The sequence below is a fragment of the Erythrobacter sp. JB2-19 genome (assembly GCF_057365005.1).
On the sequence record NZ_CP200290.1, the window covers coordinates 2,416,168 to 2,440,145 of the forward strand.

Genomic DNA, 23,978 nt, shown 5'->3' on the forward strand with positions numbered 1-23,978 from the left:
GTGCCACATTCGCGTCTTCGCGGTTATAGCGCACCAACCCTTATCCACAGAGCCTCAATTGTCCTTCGGCCTCTTACCAAGGCTCTTTAGAAGTATTCCTTAAGCGCGCGGAATAATCGCGCAGCCATTTGTGTCCCTACAACGCCGCCGCCGTATTTGGCGGTCTGCTGGTATTGCGAGCCAATCGCGCGAATATCGACCGGATCATCTGCGGCATAGAGGCACAGTCCCGCCAATGTCGCAAAGCCCGGCGTAGAATGCGCCTCGGGCAGCCCGGTTAAAGTCGGCGCCCGGCCAATACGCACTGGCATCCCTAGCGCACCTTGCGCAAATTCGGCGAGACCAGCAAGCTCAGCTCCGCCGCCTGTCAGAACCACTTGGCCTGCACGCGAGCCGGAAAAGCCCATCGCCTTCAGCGCCCGGCCCACCTCATCGGTGAGCTGGGAGAGATTTTGCGTCACCACAGAGACCAATTCTGCCCGTGCAATGCGGTTCTTATCGTCCGCGCCGCGTGCCAATGGCCCGGTTACTTCATCGCCCGGCCCGTTAACCGGGATCATCTCGCGGTGATCGCTTGGCGAGGCAATAGCAGATCCCGAGACACATTTCAGCCGTTCTGCCTGAAACCGCCGAATGCCAAAGGCGCTGGCGATCGCATCGGTGATATCGCCAGAGCCATAGTGCAGTGCGCGCAGACCGAGCAGCATGCCGCCAGCGTGGACGGAGACATTGGTCACATCATTGCCGATTTCGACCAAGGCAACGCCGAGCTCGCGTTCTTCCTGCGACAGCACTGCATAGCTGGTGGCGAGCGGAGCAGCGACCACGCCCTCCACCTCTAAATGCGCGCTTTGCACGACTTCAGTGAGGTTGCGCACAGGCGCGCCATCGGCCAGCATCACATGCACATCTACACCCAGGCGCTCTGCGTGGAGACCACGCGGATTGGCGACGCCATGCGCCCCATCGAGCGTGTAATGCGCAGGCTGAGCGTGCAGGACCATCCGTCCGTCGGGCTGGATCGTGTCGCGCGCCGCGATCAGCAGGTGCTCAACATCTTCCTCTTCGATCCGGCGCCCGCCGATCTCAATCTCAACCTTGGAGACATTGCTAACCAGGCCTGCGCCCGCGCAGGCCACCCACACGCTTTGCACGCTGGCACCGGCGTTTTTCTCCGCCCGCTCCACCGCGTCGCGAATTGCATAGGTTGCCGCTCTCATATCGATCACATAGCCGCGCTTGATCCCTTGACTTGCGCGGTGGCCAGAACCCAGCACGATGAGATCGCCGTTCTCTGTCTCACCCATAATCATGGCCGAGATACGGAACGAGCCGATATTGACCGCGCCAAAAATCTTCGAAAGGCGCGCTTTACCGGCGGAGCTGTGACCCTTGGAGCTTGCCATTACGGTGTTCCTCCGGTGCCAGACGCATTGGCGAGCAATTGGTCAGAACGTCCCGGCACGCGCATGTAGATGCGCGGCGGCGCACGCATGTCGAAGGTCGCAACTTGTCCGCCGATCAAGCGGTTTTGCCCGTCCATCCGCGCGAATTTGACCAGCGCCGTAGCCGCTTCGTCATCGCCCTCTGGCAGAGCCAGGATTTGCTCGGTCTTGAATGACAGGTTCCAGCGGCGATTACCAACCCATTCTGCTGCCTCAATCTGCGGTTTCAGCGCAGGTGCAGTGGCCAGCAGGCGATCAAGATCGGCCACTTGGCGGCTGGCACCCGGGCCAGAAATCATCAGCATTTCCTTGGCCTTGTCACGCGCAACCGGCTCCAACTCGGTGCCCTCCGCATCGATCAGCACCAAACGATCGGGCTTCTCCAGAACCGCATGCGGGCTGCGCTCAACAATGTCGATCGCCAAAGTGTCCGGCAGTTGAGCGGAAACTCGCGCGTCCTTGACCCACGGCAATTCCAGCAATTCTTCGCGCAATGCCTCCAGCTCAACCTGAGGCATGGGCCGATCACGCTGAGCCAGCGCGCGGCTGTAGACGTGCTGCTCGTCCATCCGGCTGGTGCCGGTCACGCGTACGCGGCGAACCTCAAACCCGGCGTCAGAGGCGAGATGCGCAACTTGCGCCTGGGCCATAGCCGGAACGCCTGCGAGGCTGGCGATGAACCATGCCAGCGCCACTGCACCGCCAATGATGATCGAGAGAAAGATGCGCTGCAATTGCTCGTCAGTGAACGGTAGCAGTCCGATCACACTGTCGAGCACGCCACTTGTGCGCGCCCGCGCTTGCCGTGCGGTTTTCGCCCGGCTCGATGCCTTCACTGCGCGTCTTACACCTTTTCCGCCGCGTTTAATCTGCGCCATCAGTGCCTCCTGTTTGCTTGGCAGGCGCAGCAGGACCGGCATTCGCCGCCCCATGTATCCTGAGCGCCTCGTGCACGATCATTTCTGCAAGATCGGCATAATCAATTCCGGCATGTTTCGCCTGCTCTGGCACGAGGCTGAGCGGCGTCATGCCCGGCTGAGTGTTGGTCTCCAGCACAAACAGGCCAGCCTCGCCTGCCTCATCATCCCAACGGTAATCCGTGCGGCTCGCGCCGTGACAGCCGAGCAATTGATGCGCGCGGATCGCATAGCTTTCGCAGAGCGCCGCAATGTCTGCCGGGATATTCGCCGGGCAGACATGCTGCGTGCAGCCATCGGTGTATTTGTGCTCGTAATCGTAAAAGCCGCTTTCGATGATCAGCTCAGTCACGCCCAGCGCGCGCGGCCCATCTGGTCCGTCGATCACAGCAGTGGTCAGCTCGCGGCCCTTGATAAAGGGTTCGGCGAGCAGCTCTTTAAATTCCTGCCACGGCCCCTCGGCACCGCTCGCAATCGGATTGCCGACATTGCTATCCTCGGTGATGATCGCGACGCCCACGGATGAGCCTTCGTTCACAGGTTTCAGCACATAAGGACGCGGCAGCGGATCGCGCTTATGCAACTCTTCAGAGGCCACGATATGCCCGCCCGGCATCGGGATGCCATGGGGGACAAGCGCTTGCTTGGTCAGCTGTTTATCAATCGCGATCACAGAGGTCGCGACGCCGGAATGGGTATAGGGAATGCCCATCAGATCAAGCATGCCCTGCACCGTGCCATCTTCGCCGGGCACGCCGTGCAGCGCGTTGAACACAACATCTGGCGCCGCCTCAGCAATCCGCGCAGCGACGTCCCGGCCCATATCGATCCGGGTGACGCGGTGCCCCTTGCTCTCCAGCGCATCGGCAATGCCATTGCCGGTCATCAAAGAGACCTCGCGCTCTGCAGCCCAGCCGCCCATCAGGACGGCGATATGGAGGTTGGAGAGCACAGTCATGAGGCCAATCTCGGCTCGTAAAGCGCAGGTTGATCGGCACGCACCCATTCCTCGCAACCCTCTTCCCAAGGGAAAACGCCACTAGCATCCGGCCAAACAAGTTGAGCGACCCTCAACAATTCTCGGTCCATCTGGGTACGGTGGTACCACATTGCAGAATTGAGATATTCTTCTTCAATACGGCTTGGATGGACTAGCCTTACGATACCGTCATAGTCCCCGAAGAACTCATCAAGGCGGACACCTTCACTAAGCTCTTGTCCGGCGACACACATGGCAAGAAGTTGGTTGATTGCAGGTCCGCAAAAGTCACCAGGCAGGCCGAAAATAATGACTTCAGGAAAATCGGAAATGCCAACCTTCTCCAGAGTCTTTGTGAAACCGATCGAATAAACAAAGTTCGGCTCGTCACCTTCTGGGTCAAAGACGCCGTTAAGGTGGCAGCCGTGTTTATCGACATTGTCCACTATTTCACGTTCGCCTTTTGAAAGGCCGTCTTTCTTGAACCAATTTCTCACGGCCTGCCCACTCGTTTGATTTCCCACTCCAGCTGAATGCCGGAATGGGCATAGACTTTCTCGCGCACCATCTCGCCCAGACCCTCGATTTCGGTGCTGGTCGCATTGCCGGTGTTGATCAGGAAATTGCAGTGCTTCTCGCTCACCTGCGCACTGCCGTTCCTCAGACCGCGGCAGCCCGCCTCATCGATCAGCTTCCAGCTGCTGTGACCGGGCGGGTTTTTGAACGTTGATCCGCCAGTCATGCTGCCAATTGGCTGCGAGTCCTTACGCTCGCTGGAAATGCGGTTCATCTCGGCCTTGATCGTATCCGGATCGCCCGGAAAGCCTTCAAACCGCGCGGCGACGACGACCGCACCATCGGGAAGCGCTGAATGACGATAGCTGTATTGCAGATCTTTGTTCGTCAGCGTCACAAACTGCCCATCTGGCAAGATGACGTGGCAATCGACCAGTACATCGCGGGTTTCGCGACCGTAACATCCACCATTCATGCGGGTAACACCGCCAACCGATCCGGGAATGCCGGTGAAGAATGACAGCCCGTCGATCCCGGCTTTCGCCGCACGCCTCGAAACAATGCTGACCGGCGTAGCGGACCCCGCGGTGAGCGTTGTTTCGCCAGTGATCTCGACCTCAGAGAATTCCTTGCCCAGCTTGATCACCACGCCAGGCACGCCGCCATCGCGGATGATCATGTTGGAGCCGACGCCCAGCGCCATCACAGGAATTTCTCCGTCCAACTGCTCACAAAAGTTCTTCAGATCATCCAGATCTTCAGGCTCAAACAGCCAATCGGCATTGCCGCCGCTTTTGAACCAGACGAATTTTGCCAAAGACGCGTTTTGCGTCAGACGACCGCGAATGTTCTCGGTCGGCACAGGTGCGTTCGCGCCGCCCTCAATCGCGCAGGTGGGGGCCATGCCGCTATCCTGATCGTTCCAGTCATCGGGTTGTACCATGTCGTTCATGCGTTCTGCTTCGATTCAATTGCGCCAGCGAGGCCCGCCGCCCACTTGGTGATGTCACCCGCACCCAGGCACACGACGATGTCGCCCTTGCGAATGTCGCTTGCCAGCGCGCTCGCCAAAGACGCCTGATCCTCAATCGTTTGCGCAGAGCGATGCCCGCGCGATTTGAGGCCCGCGACGAGTGCGGCGGAACTGACGCCTTCAATCGGGTCTTCGCCCGCTTCGTAAACCGGGGTGACATAGACCTCGTCCGCCTCGTTGAAGCAGGTTTGGAAGTCCTCCATCAGATCATTGAGGCGCGAATAACGGTGCGGCTGGGCAACCGCGATCACCCGGCCTTCGCTCTCGCCAGCAGAAGCTGCCTCGCGCGCAGCCTCCAGCACGGCACGGATTTCGACCGGGTGGTGAGCGTAATCGTCGATAATGCTGACAGCACCGCCATCGACCGGGACGGAGCCAACCTTGGTGAAGCGGCGGCGAACCCCGCCAAACTGGCCAAAGCCCTCGCGGATGACATCGTCGGCGCAGCCCATCTCAATCGCGACCGCAATTGCGGCGAGCGCGTTTTGCACATTGTGGCGGCCCGGCATGGGCAGGTCGACGCCTTCGATCCGGCGGTCCTCTTCGCCGCGCTGCCGGATGATCACATCGAAGCAATTGCCGCCTTCATGCGGACGGATGTTCACGCCGCAAATGTCGGCCTGCAAAGAGAAACCATAGGTCACAACCTTGCGGTCGCGCACTTGGCCGATCACCGCCTGCACTTCCGGATGATCAACGCACAGGATCGCTGCCCCGTAAAATGGGACGTTGTGAATGAACTCAACAAAGGCGCGTTTGACGCCGTCGAAATCGCCGTAATGGTCGAGATGCTCCGGGTCGATATTGGTGACGACCGCGATCGTCCCATCCAGCCTTAAGAAACTGCCGTCACTCTCATCTGCCTCGACCACCATCCAATCGCTATCGCCGAGACGCGCGTTGGAGCCATATTGCTCAATAATGCCGCCATTGATCACCGTCGGGTCAACATCGCCCTTATCAAGCAGTGCTGCAATCATGCTGGTGGTGGTGGTTTTGCCATGCGTTCCAGCCACCGCGACGGTGGATTTGAGCCGCATCAGCTCGGCCAGCATTTCGGCGCGGCGCACCACTGGGATGCGGTTTTCCAACGCGGCGGCAACCTCCGGATTGGTCCGTCGAACAGCGGTGGAAGTGACGACAACGCTAACGCCGTCCACATTTTCGCGCTCATGCCCAATATGCACGGTGATGCCGCGCGCGCGCAGGCGCTCCACACTCGGCCCTTCGGCCAAGTCGCTGCCCTGCACGCCATAGCCAAGATTGTGCATCACCTCGGCAATGCCCGACATGCCGATCCCGCCGATACCGACGAAATGGATCGTGCCAATATCGGTTGCAACACCCTTCATCGGAGGTCTCCGATGAAAGGTGTCCGTTCATCCTGAGCTTGTCGAAGGACCTTCATTCGGCAGAATCCCGAACAGCGTCCTTGGTCGCGCCTTCAGCGGCGGTGTTGGTCGCGGGGGCTCGCTTTTCGCCCTCGCCGACACGGATCACATCCATCATGTCGGCCCCGCCAAAGCTTTCCATCAAGTCCGCGAGGTCCTTCGTCGCATCCGGGCGACCGCAATTCCATGCGCCATGCGCGGCGTTGGCGAGGCTCGCCGGCTTTTGCGCCATAGCCTGAATTTGCTTGGCCAGTTCTTTGGGCACGAAGTTCGCTTGGCGCACCATGCGCGCGCCGCCAGCGGACACAATCTCGCGGGTGTTGACGGCCTGATGATCGTCGGTCGCAATCGGCAGCGGAATCAGAATTCCGGGACGGCCAACCGCGGTCAACTCGGCAATGGTCGATGCACCTGCCCGGCCAATGAAGACGTGGCAATCGGCCAGGCGCTCTTCCATATCCTCAAAATAGGTGCCGAGCTCGGCCGGGATATCGTGGCTCAAATAACGTTCACGCACGGCATCGATATCTTCCTGGCGGCATTGCTGCGTCACTTGCAAGCGGCCGCGCAGAGCGGGCGGCAACATAGCCAGACCATCGGGCACCACTTCCGAAAGGATGCTTGCGCCCTGACTGCCTCCAGTCACCAGCACCCGCAGCAGGCCTTCATCCGTGAACTCGGGAAAATCCTGCTTGCGCAGCTCGAGCACCTGTGCCCGAACCGGATTGCCGACCAGATAAACCTTGGTCTCGTATTTCTCTTTGAGGCGCTCAACCTCTGGATAGCTGGTGGCAATCGCATCGACACGGCCCGCGAGCAGTCGGTTGACCCGCCCCAGGACAGCGTTTTGTTCATGCACGACGCTAGGGATGCCAGCCTTGGTCGAGGCCAGCAGCGCAGGGAAAGCCGGATAGCCGCCAAAGCCGATCACCGCGCTGGGTTCGAACGCATCAAACAGGCGCAGCGCCATATTGCGGCCATCCCGCACCGCGCGCGCACCGCCCAGCCAACGCAGCGGGTTTTTGCCAAACCGGCCAGCGGGCAGGACATGCGCGGTCAAATAGTCGGGCTTGCCGGGGATATTCGCGCCGCGCTCATCCGTGATCAAGGCCACATGGTGCCCGCGTGCATCCAGCTCCGCTGCCAGCGCAAAGGCCGGGATCAGATGGCCGCCGGTCCCGCCAGCGGCGAGAACGAAATGACGATTGGACTTGGGAGCATCGGTATTCATTCGCGCTCCTCCTTATTTTCTAGAAAGTCTCTCAGTCCCGGCGTCTCGCGCTTTAGGAACGGATTGCGCCGCGTGATTGCGAGCAACAGACCGAATGTAAAGCACACCGCCAAGGTTGACGAGCCGCCATAGCTGATCAGCGGCAAGGTCATGCCTTTTGATGGGAACAGCTGAAGATTGACGAGGATATTGATGAAGGCCTGACCGCCGATTTGCGTGACCAACCCGGCACCCGCGAGCAAAACAAACAGGTTCTCTTCATCCACCAGCCGCACCAGCACGCGAGCAACAATCGCGAGATAGAGCAGTACGATCAGCGCGCAGATCATCAGGCCATATTCCTCGCCAATGACGGAGAAGATATAGTCGGTATGCGCCTCTGGCAGGTTCATCTTGCGAATGCCCAGCCACAGCCCGCTGCCGGTCCAACCGCCAGCCAGTAGGGTCCGCTGAGCCAGATCAACTTGGTCAAACGCCGTGCCGCCGCCCAGAAACGCATCGATCCGGTGGCGCGCATTGTCATAGAGAAAATAGGTCGCAGTCAGGCCAACCACGCCCGCGCCGACCAGCGCGCTGATCCGCTGCACCGATACGCCTGACAGCAGCACCAACACGAACCACACGCCTGCAAACAGGATGGTCGCGCCGAGGTTTGGCTGAAGCATCAGCAGACCCGCGACGAGGCCCATGATCATCGTCACGAAGGTGAGCACCGGCAAATTCGGATCGCGCAGCCGCCAGCTTAATATCCACGCGAGCGCAATGGCAAAGCCGGGCTTCAAGAACTCCGACGGCTGGAGCGACATTCCAACTTCTAGCCAGCGCCGCGCACCGTTTTTCTCAACTCCAAAGATCGGCACGATAAACAGCAACGCCAACATTCCGGCGAACAGCAAGATACCCATACGGCGCGCATTATCGCGGCTGGCAAAGCTGGTGGCGATCATCACGCCCACGCCCATGATTTGCCAAACCACATGCGACTTCAGGAACAGAAACTCATCAAGGCGCACTTCGGCGGTCGACAGCTGCTCTGCACTGGCGGGCGAGGCGGCGGCCACAGCAGCGGTCCCGATCAGCATCGTCACCAGAACCAGGCCGAGCAGCCATTTATCAACCTCGCGCCACCAGATGCGCAAATCGCCCATCCACCCGCGCCGCACCGGCACAGACGCGTGGAACGATCCGCCGCTGCGGCCTGGCGCGTAGGGGCCGTATGCCGGTGAACCGACGGAATTCATGCGGCCTCTCCCAGAGCATCGACGAGATCGCGGAATTGCTGCCCGCGGTCTTCAAAATCACGGAATTGGTCAAAGCTAGCCGCAGCAGGCGAGAACAGGACCACATCGCCAGCGCGCGCATCACCATACGCCTTGGCAAAGGCCTGGCCCAGTGTTTCACAATATTGCGCTGGTGCGGATGGCTGAATGGCCTGCGCAAACATCTCACCGTCACGGCCAATGGTGTATGCGCCCGCTACGTGGTCCATCAGACCCGCGAGCGAGCCCAAACCTTGCTCCTTGGCCATACCGCCGACGATCCAGCGCACGCGCGGATCGGGATCAGGCGGGAACGCAGCGATGGCCGGCGCGCTGGAATCCGCATTGGTCGCCTTGCTGTCATTGACGAAGGTCACGTCGGCGATCTCGGCAATGCGCTCCATACGATGCGGGAGGCCGGGGAAGGTTTTGAGGCCTTTTGATACCTGAGATGTGTCTAATCCCAAGTGCTCACAGACAGCAATGGCAACGGCCGCATTTTGGGCGTTGTGTGGTCCTTGAAGGCTTGGCCAGTTCCTCTGGAAACCAACCCGGCTTGATCCAGTCTTGCCGATTCCATCAACCACACTTCCTGAGCAATTGTCATACTTTGTGGAGGCAAGAAGTGAGCGTTCGCCAGCGTTTGGCCGTGGTTGCTCGTCGGCGTTCCAGTCATACTGCTTAAGCAACGGATCATCTGTGTAGATCCACCAGCTTGAGTGGGTCTGAATTTCCACCAAACGAAATTTCGACGCCGCATATTTTTCAAAACTGCCGTCATACCGATCCAGATGATCCGGCGTAATGTTCAGCAGCACCGCCACATCGCAATCCAGGCTAAACGTCAGATCAATCTGATAGCTCGACAGTTCCAGCACATAGACCCCGACCCCATTTTCATTTGGCGTCAGCGGGTCCTGGCCCAAAATCGGTTCGCCAATATTGCCGCCCATCACACTGGGCACGCCGGCGGTTTGCAGGATGTGATGGACCAGCGCTGTCGTAGTCGACTTGCCATTGGTACCAGTGATGCCAACCACTTTGTGCGGCGGCAGATCGGCGCGGGCCTGAGCGAACAATTCAATATCGCCGATCACTGGCACATCGAACTTCGCGGCATAGGGCGCGATTGGATGGGTGTTGAGCGGGACACCGGGAGACACCACCACGCCCGCAAATCCGGTAAGATCGATTTGCAAAGGATCGGCCAGATCGCACCGGCCAGCAAACGCCTCGCGCGCTTCCTCACGCTCGTCCCATGCGGTTACCTCCGCGCCGCTCGCCAGCAATGCCTCCACCGTGGCCGCGCCAGACCGCGCCAGGCCGAGCACGGCATAGCGTTTTCCAGCAAAGGCAGCGGAGGTGATCACTTTGGCGCAGCTCTCCTTAGCGCAGTTTCAGCGTCGCCAGCCCAGCGAGCGCCAGCACGATCGAAATGATCCAGAACCGGATCACGACCTTGCTCTCGCTCCACCCGAGCTGTTCGAAATGGTGGTGGATCGGGGCCATGCGGAACACCCGCTTGCCCGTGCGTTTGAACCAGAAAACCTGAACGATGACGGAAACCGCCTCCAGCACAAACAGGCCGCCGACAATCGCGAGTACAATCTCGTGGTGCGCGGCGACCGCGATGGCGCCCAAAGCGCCGCCGAGCGCGAGTGATCCCGTGTCACCCATAAACACCGCCGCTGGCGGCGCGTTGAACCACAGAAACGCCAGGCCCGCGCCGATTATCGCGGCGCAAAATATCGCCAACTCACCCGCGCCCTCAACGTAGGGGATGCCGAGATATTCGCTAAAGTCGGTGCGGCCGACGAGATAGGCGATGATTGCAAAGGTGCCCGCAGCAATGATCACCGGCATGATCGCCAACCCATCGAGTCCGTCCGTCAGGTTCACCGCATTGCCCGCGCCGACGATCACGAAGGCGGCAAAGAAGTAATAGAACGGCCCCAAGGGGATCGACACATCAGAGAAGAACGGCACGTAAAGGTCGGTGCTGATCTGGCTAACGATGATATAAGACGCGATGCCAGCGACAACGAACTCCATCGCGAGCCGGACCCGTCCCGGCACGCCAGCATGGCTGTTCTTGGAGACTTTATCATAATCATCGAGGAAGCCGATGATCCCAAAACCCGCCGTCACCGCGAGGCAGGCCCAGACCAGCGGACTGCGCAGATCCATCCACAGCATCAGCGACAGCGCCAATGATATAAGGATCATCAATCCGCCCATGGTCGGCGTGCCGCGCTTCGCAAAGTGGCTTTCCGGCCCGTCTTCACGGATCGGCTGCCCTTTACCCTGGCGCACGCGCAAAATGTTGATGAAGCGCGGACCGATCACCATGCCGATCAGCAACGCCGTCAGCAGCGTCGCTCCGGCACGGAACGTCTGGTAACGCACAAGGTTGAAGATCCCTTCAAACCCGAGCCATTCGGCGAGCAGATACAGCATTTAGTCGTCCTGTTGCCCCTTAACCGGGTGCGTTTGCATAAAATGGGTAACCAGAGCGCCAAGGCCGACCGAGTTTGACCCTTTGACAAGGATTGCGTCCCCGCCATTGATGCCAAATTCGCTAAGCATGGAAATCGCCTGAGCCGGACCGTCGCAATGCGTAAAGCTGCCCGGGTTGCCAAGCGGAACGCCGCCTGATTTCCCCAATTCATAGGCGAGTTCACGCATCTCTTCGCCAACCAGAATGACGTGATCGACCCTCGCATCATTAAGCGGCTCGGCCAGTTGCCGGTGGAAGCGTGGGCTAAAATCGCCCAGCTCCATCATGCTGCCCAAAATCGCGACCCGACGCAGCGCTGGGGTCTGGCCCAATTGCCGCAAGGTTGCCCGCATAGACGCTGGGTTCGCATTGTAGCTTTCATCGACCAGCAAGGCCTTGCCATCACCAGGCAGATCAATCTGGAAACGCGCGCCGCGCCCTTTAAGGCCGCCCATTTCAGCCAAGGCCAGGCCCGCTGCGGCCAGATCGCCGCCCGCTGCGCGCACTGCCGCCATGACGCCGAGTGAATTGGCAATCCAATGTTCGCCCGGCTCCGCAATCGAATAGCACAGCCGCGCGTCGCCGAGGTCTGCTGTGATCAGCGAACCTCCGGTGCTGATCGGAATGGCATCGAGCAGCCGCACATCGGCGTCCGCATGGCGGCCGAAGGTCACAACCGTTGCGCCCGCCGCACGGGCATGGCCGATAAGCCGTTCGGTATAGTCGGTATCAGCCGGAATGATCGCAGTGCCGCCCGGCGTCAGACCAGTGAAGATCGCCGCTTTTTCATCGGCAATGGCCTCCATCGAGCCAAGGTTTTCGATATGTGCAGGCGCGAGCGTTGTGATCAGCGCCACGTCAGGGCGCACGTGATCGGCCAGCGGCGCGATCTCACCCGCATGGTTCATGCCCATTTCGAACACGCCAAACAGGCTGCGCGCGGGCATCCGAGCAAGGCTGAGTGGCACGCCTACGTGATTGTTATAGCTACGAACGCTGCGATGCGCCGCGCCTCTGCTGGCCCGGTCTAGTGCGGCGAAGATCGCCTCTTTCACACCCGTTTTGCCGACCGATCCGGTGACGCCAATGCGCACCGCTGGGCTGCGATCGCGCGCAGCATGGGCCAGCGTGTGTAATGCGGCGCTGGTGTCTTTGACCAGCACATGCGGATAGTCCACAGCCCGGTCGGTGATGGCTGCAACCGCACCTGCGGCAAAGGCCTTGTCGAGGAAGCGGTGGCCGTCCATCGCCTCACCTTTCAAAGCGACAAACAAATCGCCGGGACGCACATCGCGGGAATCCATTTCAACGCCGGAGGCCTGAAAATGGTGGCTGGCCGTGCCGCCCGTTGCGGCCTCGACCTCGCGCGAATTCCACAGCGCTCCACTGAGTTCATCGCGCGCCGTTACCGGCCAAGTACGCAGCGCGGCGTGGATTAGCGGCGCGTTCATGAGCCAGACCCCGAACCGCCAGCAGCGGCGCATTCGCGCGCAACCGTTACGTCATCGAACGGCAAAACCCGCATATTCTCTCCTGCACCGATGATCTGTCCTTGCTCGTGGCCTTTGCCCGCTACCAGCACAATGTCGTGTTCTCCGGCGAGCGAAATGGCCTCGCCAATCGCCTCGCGCCGGTCACCAATCTCACGCGCGCTGGCCGCTGCCCCGCGCATGATATCCGCTCGAATGGCCGCCGGACTTTCGCCGCGCGGATTGTCGTCTGTAACAATGACGATGTCCGATTTGTCAGAGGCGGCGGCGCCCATCGCCTCGCGCTTACCGGGGTCGCGGTCTCCGCCAGCGCCAAACACGGTGATCAAACGCCCGCCCTGCCCGCGCGCCACATGCGGGCGCAGCGCAGCAATCGCCGCCGCCAAAGCATCGGGAGTATGAGCATAATCGACATAGACAGGCGCGCCCGCCGGGCTGATCACGGCCCGCTCAATTCGCCCTCGTACCGGCTGAAGCCGGGAAATCGCGTCCAGCGCCTGAGCGGCATCGCTGCCGGTTGCAATCGCCAGGGCCGCCGCGACCATCGCGTTGGCGGCTTGATATTCACCGATCAGCGGGAGCTTGATCGAAAAAACGCGCCCCTCATGCTCGACGTCAATCGTCTGACCTAGCTGCGTTGCCTTGCGATCGACAAGGCGGAGGAACGCGTTGGAACCGCTCCCCACCTTGCCGACAATGAGCACGCGCAAATTTGAGGACATCGCGTGCTCGGCGGCACGGCGGGTCCACTCGCTGTTATCCCCGCCGTCCCAAATAATTGCCGCTGCACCCGGCTTCAGAACTTCGCTGAACAGGCGCATTTTCGCCGCAAAATAGTCATCCATATCAGCGTGATAATCGAGGTGATCACGGCTGAAATTGGTGAAGGCTGCAGCGGATACGGAGATACCTTCGTTGCGATATTGCGAGAGGCCGTGGCTAGAGGCCTCATAGGCCACATGGCTCACACCTTCGCGCGCCAAACCGCTCATATTCGATAGGAAAGTGACAATGTCCGGCGTGGTGAGCCCGGTGGAAACGCTCTCATCCGGCGTGGTTACGCCCAATGTGCCAATGCTGGCTGCGCGTTCGCCGCACATGCGCCAGATTTGCCGGGTCATCTCTACGGTTGAGGTTTTGCCATTGGTGCCAGTAACCGCCACGATATGCGGCGGGACAGGCGTGAAAAAACCGGCGGCCAGTCGGGCAAAGTCACGGCGCGGATTATCGCTGGCAATATGAACCGCGCCCTCCACCGTAACGCCAGGACGCGTCACGATGGCGACAGCTCCACCGGCAATCGCCTCAGGAATGACGTCCTCTGCATTGAAGGTCAGGCCCTGAAACGCCCCAAAAACCGTGCCGGGGGCAACCTTGCGATGATCGATGGCAAAGCCTGTCACGCTAAGGTCTGCGCCTTCTTCACAAGGCAACCCTGCCCTTTGCGCTAAATTTCCAAGTTTCATTTGCGCCCCTCCACCAAGAAGCGAAGATCACTAATGTCGACGTCGCGCGTCGTATCCGGCCGTACACCCAGCATGGGGCCAATTCGCGGCACGAGCCGCCCGACGACCGGAGCTGCGTTAAACGCCGCTGTCCGCTGGAAAGAGCTTGCCACAGTGCCACGTGGTTCATCAATCACTGCGACCACAACATAACGCGGGCGGTCCATCGGAAACGCCGCAGCGAAGGACGAGATCAGTTTCGTTTTGCTGTATCCGCCTTTCGTCGGCTTTTCCGCCGAGCCAGTCTTTCCGCCGACGCGGTAACCCGGCGCATCGGCGCTGCGCCCAGTGCCGTAAATCGAAATCATCCGTAGCAGCTGGCGCATCCGCGAGGATGTGGAGGTCTTGAACACACGGCGGCCGCGTGGTGCCTGTCCTGCCTCCAGCTTATGCAAAGTTGCAGGCCGCCAGATCCCGCCATTGACCATCGCGGCATAGGCCGTCGCCAGATGCAGCGGTGTGACCGAAATACCGTGGCCATAGCCGACCGTCATATTCGTAAGCCGCGACCAATCGCCGCGCGGCCAGATCGGATGGCCTTTCGCGGGCAGCTCAATATAGGGCCGCTCGTTCATGCCAAGGTCGATCATAGTCTGGCGTAGCCGCTCTGGACCCAGTTGATCCGCGACCCGCATGGTGACGGTGTTGGAAGAATAGGCAAGCGCCTGAGGAATGTTAAGCGTTGCGCCTTTGTCAGAATAATCAGCACGCTCAATCGAGCCGATCTTGACCGGGCGCGCGTTCCAATTGGCGCTGAGATCCGTGATCACACCGGCATCAATCGCGGCGGCCACCGTCAGCGGCTTAAATGTCGACCCGAGCTCATACACCTGATTGGTGGCGCGGTTCATCATGTTGGCCTGACCAGCGGCATCGATCCGGTTGGGATTGAACTCTGGCAGGGAAGCAAGCGCCATCACCTCGCCCGTGTCGACGTCGAGCACCAACCCTGCCGCGCCCAGCGCATTGGTGGCGAGCATCGTCTTGCTCAGCTCGTCTTCGAGCGCGCCTTGTACGCGCATATCGATCGACAACGGCACCGACTGAGAACGCAAAGCTGGATCGCGCAATTGCTCGTCCAGGACCGCTTCCATACCAACGCGGCCACGATCATCAGCAGCAACATAGCCAAGAATGTGCGCACCCAAGGAACCTTGCGGATAGTGGCGATCGGTCTCACGCGGGATTTGCAGCGCGACCTCGCCCAGGCGCATGATCTTGTTCGCCTCTTCTGGCAGGATGCGGCGGCGCAAATAACCCGCTCGGCCAGAAGCCAAGCGCGAGGCGGTGTCATTCACATCCATCGCCGGGAAGATATTGGCCAATTTCAAGGCAACATCTTGAGGCGAGGCTACCAGTGGCTCACCGCCATCGCCCATAGCGGTTGGCGCATACCACAGCGCATAGGCAGGAAAAGCACGCGCCAGCGGAACGCCGTTGCGATCGGTAATCTCACCGCGCGGCGGCAGCAATTGCTCCGCCAGGCTGGTGCGTGATGGAGCGTGGCCAGCAAAACCCAGATAGGCAATGCGCAAGATGGCAGCCGCAGCGACCAGCGCAAATACCAGCACAATCCAGAGCACACGCCAACGCGCCGTCAACAGCGAGCGATAGCGCAAATTGACGAGTTGGATGCGGCCTGCGGGGATGGCCGGGCGAGCCGCAAAGGCACTCATTCAGCCGTCTCTGCCGCTGCTTGGGTAACCGAAGCGCTGCTGCCCGCGCGCGCTTGCGCCGCCCGGATGGGCGAGGCCTCTACTAGGAAGTCACCGAAGGCCTCAGCGAACATTGTCGTTGCGCTCTCTTCAACCTGTGTCGCAGCCAAAGTCACAGGCGCACCCGTAATCGGCGAGACCATTTCGCGTGCCCGCAGCGGCGATGGCATGCCCTCTGCCGGCTCTGCTCGGGCAACTCGGATCGGGCTAGGCGCACCGGGAACTTGCGGTGAACCCAGGCTCGCCAATTGACGCTCGCCCTCAAGATATTGGTCGGCGCGCGGCGCGAGATAGCCAAATTCAACAATGTTCCAATTGGCCAATTGCCGCTGATTGGCGCGCGCCTGAAACTCGGTTTCGAGCACAAGCGTTTCGCGCTCCAACTCAACAATTTGCCGCTCAGCCAACAGAACTTCACTTTTTACGGCATGCACGCGGAAGCTAAGCAGGAGAAACATCCCGACGCACAGCGCGAGCACCGCAACCCAGCCGATTTGACGCATACGAGAACCTGAAACGATCATGCCGCAAGCCTCCTTGCATCGGCGGTTGTTCGGATGGCGCTGCGCAGGGTGGAAGAGCGCGAGCGCGGATTGCGTTCGATCTCACCCTCGGAAGGACGGATCGCTTTGGAAAGTTTCTCAAATACCGGCGGGTCGCCGGGAATTTCCCCTGGCAGGTGACGTGACACGGCGCGGCCTGCGCCGGACGCTTCGCGCAGGAAGCGTTTGACCATGCGGTCTTCGAGGCTGTGAAAGCTGACCACGGCGAGCTTACCGCCAGCACGCAGCAAGCGCTCTGCCGCTGACAGGCCACTGCGCAATTCGCCCAGCTCGTCATTCACATGGATGCGCACGGCCTGAAACGACCGCGTTGCCGGGTCTTTCTTGTCGTGCGGCTTATAGCCCAGCGACTTGCGAACAATCCGCGCCAGATCACCGGTCGTCTCCAGCGGGCGCGCCGCGACAATAGCGCGGGCAACCCGGCGCGACTGGCGCTCCTCGCCGTATTCATAGAGCACATCGGCAATCGTGTCGGCATCGGCAGAATTGAGAAAATCAGCCGCGCTTTCGCCCGCCTGGCTCATCCGCATGTCCAACGGTCCATCGGCCGAAAACGCAAAACCGCGCGCCGCCTGATCAAGCTGCATGGAGGAAACGCCAATATCCATTGCCACGCCATCAACCTGGGCAACACCTACCTCTTCCATCGCGCTCACCATCTCGGAAAAACGCCGCGGATGAAGCACCAAGCGCGGAGGGGAACTACGCGCCTCGCTCCATCCGCGGCCTTGAGAGATCGCGTCAGGATCGCGATCAAAGGCGTGGACGGTAGCGCCGCAATCAAGCAGCGCACGAGTATAGCCGCCGGCACCAAAAGTGGCGTCGACAATAATATCGCCAGGCTGGGGATTAAGCGCGGCGATCACTTCTTCGAGGAGAACGGGGACGTGGGGCGCGTTCTGGCCTAGGGCGGCGGAGGACGTCATTTCTTGCGCCCCTTCGCTTCGGCTTCTGCAACCAGATTGGCGCAGGCTGCCTGCGCACTTTCCCATTGCTCACCCATTTGCGCGAGCTGATCTGGGTTCCAGATCGTGAAGAAGCGCCCGCCGCCGTGGAAGTACAGACCATCGTCAACCTGCGCGAGGCTGCGCAGGTGATCGGGCATTACAAAGCGGCCGCTGTCATCAAACGGCACTTCGACAAAGCCAAACAGCTGCATCGCGCGCAGATCACGGTCGAATTCTTTATCGAGACGGATGGCGCGGTCTTCCTCGCGCTCAATCTGCTCTTCAAGTTCGGTTTTGCGGGACAGGCCAAAGCCGGTGAGGCAATTCCAGCGCTCGTGCTTTGCCAGGCAGACAATCCGTCCTTCGGAACTTTCCTTAACAGCCTTGCGGAACAGTGGAGGCAGCACAAAGCGGCCCTTATCGCCGGCGGGCGAATAAGCTTGACCACTGAATCCTGCGAACGACACGCGCTCCAACTCCCCTTCTCACCCGCCCCTCACGGGCCTTCATTTTCCCCGCCTCCCTTTTCAGGAGACCCAAAACGCCATTTGCTTGGCCATTCCACATGCGAGCGGAACCGGCACGCCAACCATCATGGGCGGCGCAAACACAAACGGTCATGTTTGATGGAAGACGGTAATATCGTGGGTTTAACCGGGATGGAAGGGGTTTTTACGGGATTTCGCGGGATAAGCTGGTAAATAACTGATTTACCATATTAATATTGAACACCCATTCACTTCGCCACCTCGCATGGAAGCCAAAGGACTTGCCTCAAAACACTGAATTTCCGCTCAAAACTGCGAGAATCACACAAGGCGAGTCGCTCATCCCCGGCCTGTCCCGCAAAATCCCCAATCGCGAATTTGGGACGCTTTGACGCAGCCTAGATGGATCGAACCGATATCGGTCAGGATCGGGCTGCTAGCGACTCAGTTGAAGGCTTGAGCCAGCAAGGCGATCAACCTTTCGCCATCTTCTCCGGCGAGCTCTTCATGTTCAAAGATGGCAGCATCGGCAAAAACCGTCACACACCCCTGGCCAATATCACAGGCTGCGATTGCTCCGTCGCCCTGAAGTTCACACGAGGCGGCGGCGGGATCGAGAACGGTTAGGACGCCGGCCATATGAACCGGGATTTGTCCGCCCACCACCGCGGCAGACCGTAGCCCCTCACCCTGTTCTTCATCAAAGCTAACCGCCAATCCCCATCGCTCAATCACCGGAGGGATCAGCGCGGCGTCTACCGGCCTGCGCGGATCACCAAGGGGCACTTCATATTCGCCGGTCAGCATCGGATCGAGCGCAATCAGCAACCGTCCGCCACCCTGGACCCAATCGTCCAATACGGCATTGTCCGACGGACTAAGCCCGCGCGGTTGGATAATCGCCAGGCGCTCCAATCCCGCGAGTGGGCCAACGCCCTGATCATCCGGTGAGAGGCTATCGAGCAGCTTCAGATCATAGCGCGCTTCCAAAACGCCGCGCTGCCAAGGTGTCTCTTGCTCTGCGTCAATCAGGCCCGCCAGATCAGCACCCAACGGCCAATAAAGCGGCAGGCTGCTCATCAAACCAAGCTCCACGTTCTCGACTGAGCCATTGTTCGCGCTCGCGCGCAGGACATGGCCCTCTGCGTTCGATTGGGCCAGCCACCACAGCGCGCCTGCGCACAGGCCCAGCACGCCAATCGCAGCGAGGGCGAATTTATGGAGTTTTGGACTCATTGATCAACGGATCGTCGCGCACAACATCGCCGGGCAGCGGGTCACCAGCGGTCCCCTCGCCTTGCTCAGGCACGATCGCCGCCTCCTGCGTTGCGACCGGGCTTGGCTCTACCGGCAAATCAGGCACGACCCCTGCATCGACCAGCGGATCATTGATTGTGGCCTCTGCGCTCGGCTCAGTCGTCGGCGCGGCCTCTGGCACGGCGCTGTCTTCACTGACTTGCGCCCGGCCTTGGATAACGCTGGCCAGACCAACCAGCAGGACCATCGCAGCAAGGCCAGAAAGCCCGACCTGAAGGCGTTGCACCGCCTCTTCGCGGGTTCCGCCAAGGGGCGCACCTGCGCGTTCAATATCTGGGTTTTCTGCGACAGCCCGCGCCAATTCTTCGCGGGTTTCGAACAGTTTGCGATACGCCATAATGGCTGCCTATCACGCTTGTTCGAGCCAGTCGAACACTGGAAGCTCTTTTGCCTCCAGCCAGTCGGCATTGTAGAGTGTCGAAAGGTAGCGAAAGCCAGTATCGCACAGGATTGTCGCGACTTGCGGGTTCTCTCGCCCTTCGGCGACCAGCTGCTTACCCAGCGCAATCGCACCAGCGACATTGATGCCAGAGGAGAGACCTAGGCACAGCCCTTCTTCACGCAGCAGCCGGGCGACCCATTGCAGGCCTTCCTCGTCAGAAATGCGAAACTGGGTATCGATCGGCGCGCCTTCGAGATTGGCGGTAATCCGGCCCTGACCGATGCCTTCGGCAACGGAAGAACCCTCGCCCTTCAGCTCCCCATTCGCGTAGTAATTGTAGAGCGCCGCACCATGCGGATCGGTCAGCGCAATGCGGACATCTTCGGATTTCTCCTTCAGCCCCATGCCAACCCCGGCAATCGTACCGCCCGTGCCAGCCGCGCAGGTAAAGCCATCAATCTTGCCATTCAGCTGTTCCCACAGCTCCTTTGCGGTGCCTTCAATATGCGCGCGGCGATTGGCGACATTATCAAACTGGCCAGCCCAGATCGCGCCTTCGGTTTCCTCCGCCATGCGGCGCGAGGTGTGCTGAAAGTGCGCAGGATCTGCGTATTTGGTCGGGGGCACGAGCACGAGCTGCGCGCCCAGCGCCCGCAGCGTGTCCATCTTTTCCTTCGACTGATTGTCCGGCATCACGATCACGGTTTTGTAACCGAGCCCATTGGCGACCAGCGCAATGCCAATACCGGTGTTGCCAGCGGTGCCTTCGATCACTGTGCCGCCAGGTTTCAGCTCGCCGCGCGCCTCAGCATCGCGGATCATGTACAGCGCTGCGCGGTCCTTCACCGAAGAGCCCGGATTGGCAAATTCGCATTTGCCCCAAATATCGCAGCCCGCCACCTCGCTCGGCCCGGCCAGGCGGACCAGCGGCGTGTTTCCGATCAAGGCGAGCGTGTCGCCGACAGGTTGAGTAATGTTCATGGACTGCGAGTTAGGAGCTTGCGAGCCAACTCGCAAACAACATCAATCTTCAGCTGCGATAGTTACCTTTAAGCCGTCCAGCTCTGCAGTGAGCGGAACCTGGCACGAAAGGCGCGAGGTTTCATTGCGATGCTCGCTCGATTCCAGCAGATCATCTTCGTCTTCGCTCATCTCAGGCAGCTTTGCCGTAAACTCAGGATCGATGTGGATGTGGCAGGTCGCGCAGGAACAGCATCCGCCGCACAGCGCCAGCAGCTCGTCAAAGCCATTGTCGCGAATAGCCTCCATCACCGTCAGGCCATCTTCGACCTCGATGTCACTCGTTTCGCCTTCACGATTGGTGACGATCAGTTTCGGCATTGCATTGTATCCTTTTCAGTGTCCGCTGGATTGGCCAGCGCTCTATCGAATAGTCGGCTGCGCTGCTAGAGGCAGATTTCGCATTGTATAGCTATGGGAATTATTAGTGGGATTGAGCGCAGCTGCAATCAAGGCCTCGCTTGATGCATTGGCCAAAAATGATGCCGATCTGGCGACTGAAATCGCGCGAATTGGCTATCCAGAACCACGCATCAGAGATCGCGGATATATGACGATGCTGCGCACGATCGTAGGCCAGCAGGTCTCGGTCGCCGCGGCGGCCTCTATGTGGAACAAATTGGAGGCGGAACTGGGCGAAGGCTTTTCGCCTGCCTGCCTGCTGGAGCGGGACTTTGACACATTGCGCGCCTGCGGCCTCTCGCGCCAGAAACAAGGCTATGCCCGCAGCCTGTGCGAGCTGGTGCAAACCGGCGAGGTCAATTTTGATGACCTGCCCGCCGATGACGAGGCGGCGATCGCAGAGCTGATCAAGGTCAAAGGGATCGGGCGCTGGTCAGCGGAGATCTATCTGCTGTTCGCGGAGGGGCGCGGCGATATGTGGCCCGCCGGTGATCTTGCCGTGCAGGAAGGCGTCAAAAGATTGCTGCAGCTGAATGAGCGGCCCGATGAAAAAGGCCTAAGGCAGATCGGCGAGCGCTGGCGCCCGCATCGCGGGGCGATGGCGATCTGGATCTGGCATTTTTACGCCAATCCTGCGCTGTAGCTTCCAAGTCTGTTCTATTTCATCTGGCTTGCGGACGGCTATCATGTGTGTATTAATTGAATAATACAGCTGTTTAGAATCGATTGGATACTTCCCATGTCCCTTCGCATAACATCTCGTCATTCACCGCGCGCCTGCTGACCACGGCACTGGCCGCATTCTGCCTTAACGCTGCCGGGCGCAGTCTCTGCAGACAATCACACCTCCAAAACCGGAGCCACAATGACCAACACCGCCGAAGCCTATGACTTGATCCCGCGCGATGCCCTGTTCGGCAATCCGACCAAAGCGCAGGGGCGCATCAGCCCTGATGGCAAATACCTCAGCTGGCTCGCGCCAAAGGATGGCGTTCTCAACATCTGGATGGCTCCGCGCGACAATCTGGATGCAGCCAAAGCGATGACGAGCGCGGCGGACCGCCCGATCCGACAGCATTTCTGGTCACCCGATTCCAGCAGCCTGCTGTATATTCAGGACAAAGGCGGTGATGAAAACTTCCTGCTCTATTCGATCAATGTGACAAGCGGCGTGGAAACCAACCTTACCCCGTTTGAAAACACCCGCGTCGATATTGTCGGCGGGTCAGAAACGATCCGCGACAAGATCCTGATCGGTCTCAACAATCGTGATCCGCAATTCCACGATGTGCACCTGCTTGATCTCAACACCGGAGAGCTGGAGCTGGTGTATGAGAACAACAGCTATGCCGGGTTTATGGCGGATGACACGCTGACCCTGCGCATGGCAATGCGCCAGAACGAGGCCGGCGGCACCGATTATTTTCGGATCGAAGGCGGCGCGGTGGAAGAGGCCGCCTTTGAAACCACCGCCATGGAAGATTCGCTGACAACCTCGCCAGCGGGCTACACCACCGATGGCTCAACACTGTATTGGCTCGACAGTCGGGGCCGCAACACCGCTGCTCTCTATGCTCAGGACACAGCGAGCGGCGAGAAGACGCTGGTAGCGGAGAATGACAAGGCCGATATTGGCGGCACCATTCGCAACAACAAAACGGGCGTAGTTGAGGCCTATTCAGCGAATTACCTCAAGACCGAGTGGACCGCAATTGATCCCCAGATCAAGGCCTCGCTCGATTGGCTCGGCGCCCAGCTCGATGGCGAGTTTGGCGTCGCCAGCCGCACCGATGACGACATAACCTGGATCGTCTGGAACGACCCGCTGACCGCGCCAAGCAGCAGTTATATCTATGACCGCGCGGCCAAGACCCTCACCCCATTTTACATCACCCGTCCAGAGCTGGAGGGCGCGCCGCTCCAACCGATGCAGCCGGTGGAGATCACCAGCCGCGATGGCTTGACCCTGCCGTCCTATCTCACTCTGCCGCCCGGCAGCGACAGTGATGCAAGCGGCCGTCCAGACGCCGCCGTGCCAATGGTTCTGCTGGTCCATGGCGGCCCATGGGCGCGCGATGATTATGGCTTCTCCAGCGGCGTCCAATGGCTCGCCAATCGGGGCTATGCCGTCTTGCAAGTGAACTTCCGCGGCTCGACCGGGTTCGGCAAGAATTTCCTCAACGCAGGCAACAAAGAATGGGGCCTGTCGATGCATGACGACCTGATCGACGCAACCGATTGGGCGATTGAGCAAGGCATCACCACCGCTGATCAAGTGGCAATAATGGGTGGATCCTACGGCGGCTATGCGACGCTTGCTGGCCTCGCCTTTACGCCAGAGAAATTCGCCTGCGGCGTCGACATCGTTGGCCCGTCCAACCTTGAGACCTTGCTGGAGACCATTCCGCCCTATTGGGCACCGATGGTGAAACTATTCCATGAGCGCATGGGCGATCCGAACACCGAGGAAGGTCTTGCTTTGCTGAAGGCCGCCAGCCCGCTGTACAAAGCAGACCAGATCACAAAACCGCTGCTAATCCTGCAAGGCGCCAATGATCCGCGTGTCAAACAATCAGAGAGCGACCAGATCGTCGGCGCCATGAAAGAGGCCGGAGTCCCTGTTACATACGTGCTCTATCCTGATGAAGGCCACGGCTTTGCAAAGCCGACCAACAACATCGCCTACACCGCAATCACTGAGAATTTCCTGGCAGAATGCCTTGGCGGACGCAGCGAAACGATTGGCGACACGGTCGGCAATTCCACTGCGCAAATCCTTGAAGGTGCGCAGCATGTCGTTGGCCTGGAACAGGCGTTGGCGAAATAGAACACGGCTTAACCCACAGCCTATCCATGCTGACACGCATGTCAGTAGCTGACA

The 23,978-nt window shown here is 60.0% G+C and carries 22 protein-coding genes; 2 read left to right on the forward strand and 20 right to left on the reverse strand.

Annotated elements, in window-relative coordinates; translation table 11 throughout:
* Positions 1 to 86: 86 nt before the first annotated feature.
* The 20 genes from ftsA to AC0V6O_RS11785 all read right to left on the reverse strand — a co-directional run bounded on the left by ftsA (position 87) and on the right by AC0V6O_RS11785 (position 21,016).
* Positions 87 to 1,406, reverse strand: coding sequence for a cell division protein FtsA (gene ftsA, locus AC0V6O_RS11690; protein WP_486144180.1), 1,320 nt, complete (start codon positions 1,404 to 1,406; stop codon positions 87 to 89).
* Positions 1,406 to 2,323: a cell division protein FtsQ/DivIB gene (locus AC0V6O_RS11695; RefSeq protein WP_486144182.1), complete on the reverse strand. Its 918-nt coding sequence runs from the start codon at positions 2,321 to 2,323 to the stop codon at positions 1,406 to 1,408. Before AC0V6O_RS11695 ends, ftsA begins: the two co-directional genes overlap by 1 nt.
* The gene (locus AC0V6O_RS11700) at positions 2,310 to 3,320 is read right to left on the reverse strand and encodes a D-alanine--D-alanine ligase (protein WP_486144184.1); all 1,011 of its coding nucleotides are present in this window, start codon (positions 3,318 to 3,320) and stop codon (positions 2,310 to 2,312) included. The genes AC0V6O_RS11695 and AC0V6O_RS11700 overlap by 14 nt, the downstream gene beginning before the upstream one ends.
* Complete coding sequence (locus AC0V6O_RS11705; protein WP_486144186.1) at positions 3,317 to 3,865, reverse strand: DUF4262 domain-containing protein; 549 nt, start codon at positions 3,863 to 3,865, stop codon at positions 3,317 to 3,319. Before AC0V6O_RS11705 ends, AC0V6O_RS11700 begins: the two co-directional genes overlap by 4 nt.
* The gene (murB, locus tag AC0V6O_RS11710) at positions 3,835 to 4,800 is read right to left on the reverse strand and encodes a UDP-N-acetylmuramate dehydrogenase (protein ID WP_486145613.1); all 966 of its coding nucleotides are present in this window, start codon (positions 4,798 to 4,800) and stop codon (positions 3,835 to 3,837) included. Before murB ends, AC0V6O_RS11705 begins: the two co-directional genes overlap by 31 nt.
* A 5-nt stretch (positions 4,801 to 4,805) precedes the next feature.
* A complete protein-coding gene (gene murC, locus AC0V6O_RS11715; protein WP_486144188.1) occupies positions 4,806 to 6,242 on the reverse strand; it encodes a UDP-N-acetylmuramate--L-alanine ligase in 1,437 nt (478 codons plus the stop codon).
* A 52-nt stretch (positions 6,243 to 6,294) separates the two neighbouring features.
* On the reverse strand, positions 6,295 to 7,512 hold the full coding sequence (murG, locus tag AC0V6O_RS11720; protein ID WP_486144190.1) for an undecaprenyldiphospho-muramoylpentapeptide beta-N-acetylglucosaminyltransferase: 1,218 nt from the start codon (positions 7,510 to 7,512) through the stop codon (positions 6,295 to 6,297).
* Positions 7,509 to 8,753 (reverse strand): FtsW/RodA/SpoVE family cell cycle protein, encoded by a 1,245-nt coding sequence (locus AC0V6O_RS11725; RefSeq protein ID WP_486144192.1) that lies wholly within the window; start codon positions 8,751 to 8,753, stop codon positions 7,509 to 7,511. The genes murG and AC0V6O_RS11725 overlap by 4 nt, the downstream gene beginning before the upstream one ends.
* A complete protein-coding gene (gene murD / locus AC0V6O_RS11730; protein ID WP_486144194.1) occupies positions 8,750 to 10,141 on the reverse strand; it encodes a UDP-N-acetylmuramoyl-L-alanine--D-glutamate ligase in 1,392 nt (463 codons plus the stop codon). Before murD ends, AC0V6O_RS11725 begins: the two co-directional genes overlap by 4 nt.
* A gap of 16 nt (positions 10,142 to 10,157) precedes the next feature.
* On the reverse strand, positions 10,158 to 11,228 hold the full coding sequence (mraY, locus tag AC0V6O_RS11735; protein WP_472639441.1) for a phospho-N-acetylmuramoyl-pentapeptide-transferase: 1,071 nt from the start codon (positions 11,226 to 11,228) through the stop codon (positions 10,158 to 10,160).
* A complete protein-coding gene (locus AC0V6O_RS11740) occupies positions 11,229 to 12,719 on the reverse strand; it encodes a UDP-N-acetylmuramoyl-tripeptide--D-alanyl-D-alanine ligase (RefSeq protein WP_486144197.1) in 1,491 nt (496 codons plus the stop codon).
* Positions 12,716 to 14,224: a UDP-N-acetylmuramoyl-L-alanyl-D-glutamate--2,6-diaminopimelate ligase gene (locus AC0V6O_RS11745; protein ID WP_486144199.1), complete on the reverse strand. Its 1,509-nt coding sequence runs from the start codon at positions 14,222 to 14,224 to the stop codon at positions 12,716 to 12,718. Before AC0V6O_RS11745 ends, AC0V6O_RS11740 begins: the two co-directional genes overlap by 4 nt.
* The gene (locus AC0V6O_RS11750; protein WP_486144201.1) at positions 14,221 to 15,939 is read right to left on the reverse strand and encodes a peptidoglycan D,D-transpeptidase FtsI family protein; all 1,719 of its coding nucleotides are present in this window, start codon (positions 15,937 to 15,939) and stop codon (positions 14,221 to 14,223) included. Before AC0V6O_RS11750 ends, AC0V6O_RS11745 begins: the two co-directional genes overlap by 4 nt.
* Positions 15,936 to 16,502 (reverse strand): alpha/beta hydrolase family protein, encoded by a 567-nt coding sequence (locus AC0V6O_RS11755; RefSeq protein ID WP_486144203.1) that lies wholly within the window; start codon positions 16,500 to 16,502, stop codon positions 15,936 to 15,938. Before AC0V6O_RS11755 ends, AC0V6O_RS11750 begins: the two co-directional genes overlap by 4 nt.
* Positions 16,499 to 17,467, reverse strand: a complete 969-nt coding sequence (gene rsmH, locus AC0V6O_RS11760) for a 16S rRNA (cytosine(1402)-N(4))-methyltransferase RsmH (protein ID WP_486144205.1) — start codon at positions 17,465 to 17,467, stop codon at positions 16,499 to 16,501. Before rsmH ends, AC0V6O_RS11755 begins: the two co-directional genes overlap by 4 nt.
* Positions 17,464 to 17,955, reverse strand: coding sequence for a division/cell wall cluster transcriptional repressor MraZ (locus tag AC0V6O_RS11765; protein ID WP_486144207.1), 492 nt, complete (start codon positions 17,953 to 17,955; stop codon positions 17,464 to 17,466). Before AC0V6O_RS11765 ends, rsmH begins: the two co-directional genes overlap by 4 nt.
* Positions 17,956 to 18,420: 465 nt before the next feature.
* A complete protein-coding gene (locus tag AC0V6O_RS11770) occupies positions 18,421 to 19,212 on the reverse strand; it encodes a hypothetical protein (RefSeq protein WP_486144209.1) in 792 nt (263 codons plus the stop codon).
* Positions 19,193 to 19,630: a hypothetical protein gene (locus tag AC0V6O_RS11775; RefSeq protein ID WP_486144211.1), complete on the reverse strand. Its 438-nt coding sequence runs from the start codon at positions 19,628 to 19,630 to the stop codon at positions 19,193 to 19,195. The genes AC0V6O_RS11770 and AC0V6O_RS11775 overlap by 20 nt, the downstream gene beginning before the upstream one ends.
* A 12-nt stretch (positions 19,631 to 19,642) precedes the next feature.
* Positions 19,643 to 20,656, reverse strand: coding sequence for a cysteine synthase A (locus tag AC0V6O_RS11780; RefSeq protein WP_486144213.1), 1,014 nt, complete (start codon positions 20,654 to 20,656; stop codon positions 19,643 to 19,645).
* A 42-nt stretch (positions 20,657 to 20,698) separates the two neighbouring features.
* Complete coding sequence (locus tag AC0V6O_RS11785) at positions 20,699 to 21,016, reverse strand: 2Fe-2S iron-sulfur cluster-binding protein (protein ID WP_472639453.1); 318 nt, start codon at positions 21,014 to 21,016, stop codon at positions 20,699 to 20,701.
* 106 nt (positions 21,017 to 21,122) lie between these two features.
* On the opposite strand from AC0V6O_RS11785, the gene AC0V6O_RS11790 reads away from it, so the two are divergent.
* Together AC0V6O_RS11790 and AC0V6O_RS11795 are read left to right on the forward strand one after the other, a co-directional pair.
* Positions 21,123 to 21,740 (forward strand): DNA-3-methyladenine glycosylase family protein, encoded by a 618-nt coding sequence (locus AC0V6O_RS11790; RefSeq protein ID WP_486144215.1) that lies wholly within the window; start codon positions 21,123 to 21,125, stop codon positions 21,738 to 21,740.
* Positions 21,741 to 21,962: 222 nt separating this feature from the next.
* A complete protein-coding gene (locus AC0V6O_RS11795; protein WP_486144217.1) occupies positions 21,963 to 23,924 on the forward strand; it encodes a S9 family peptidase in 1,962 nt (653 codons plus the stop codon).
* Positions 23,925 to 23,978: the final 54 nt, after the last annotated feature.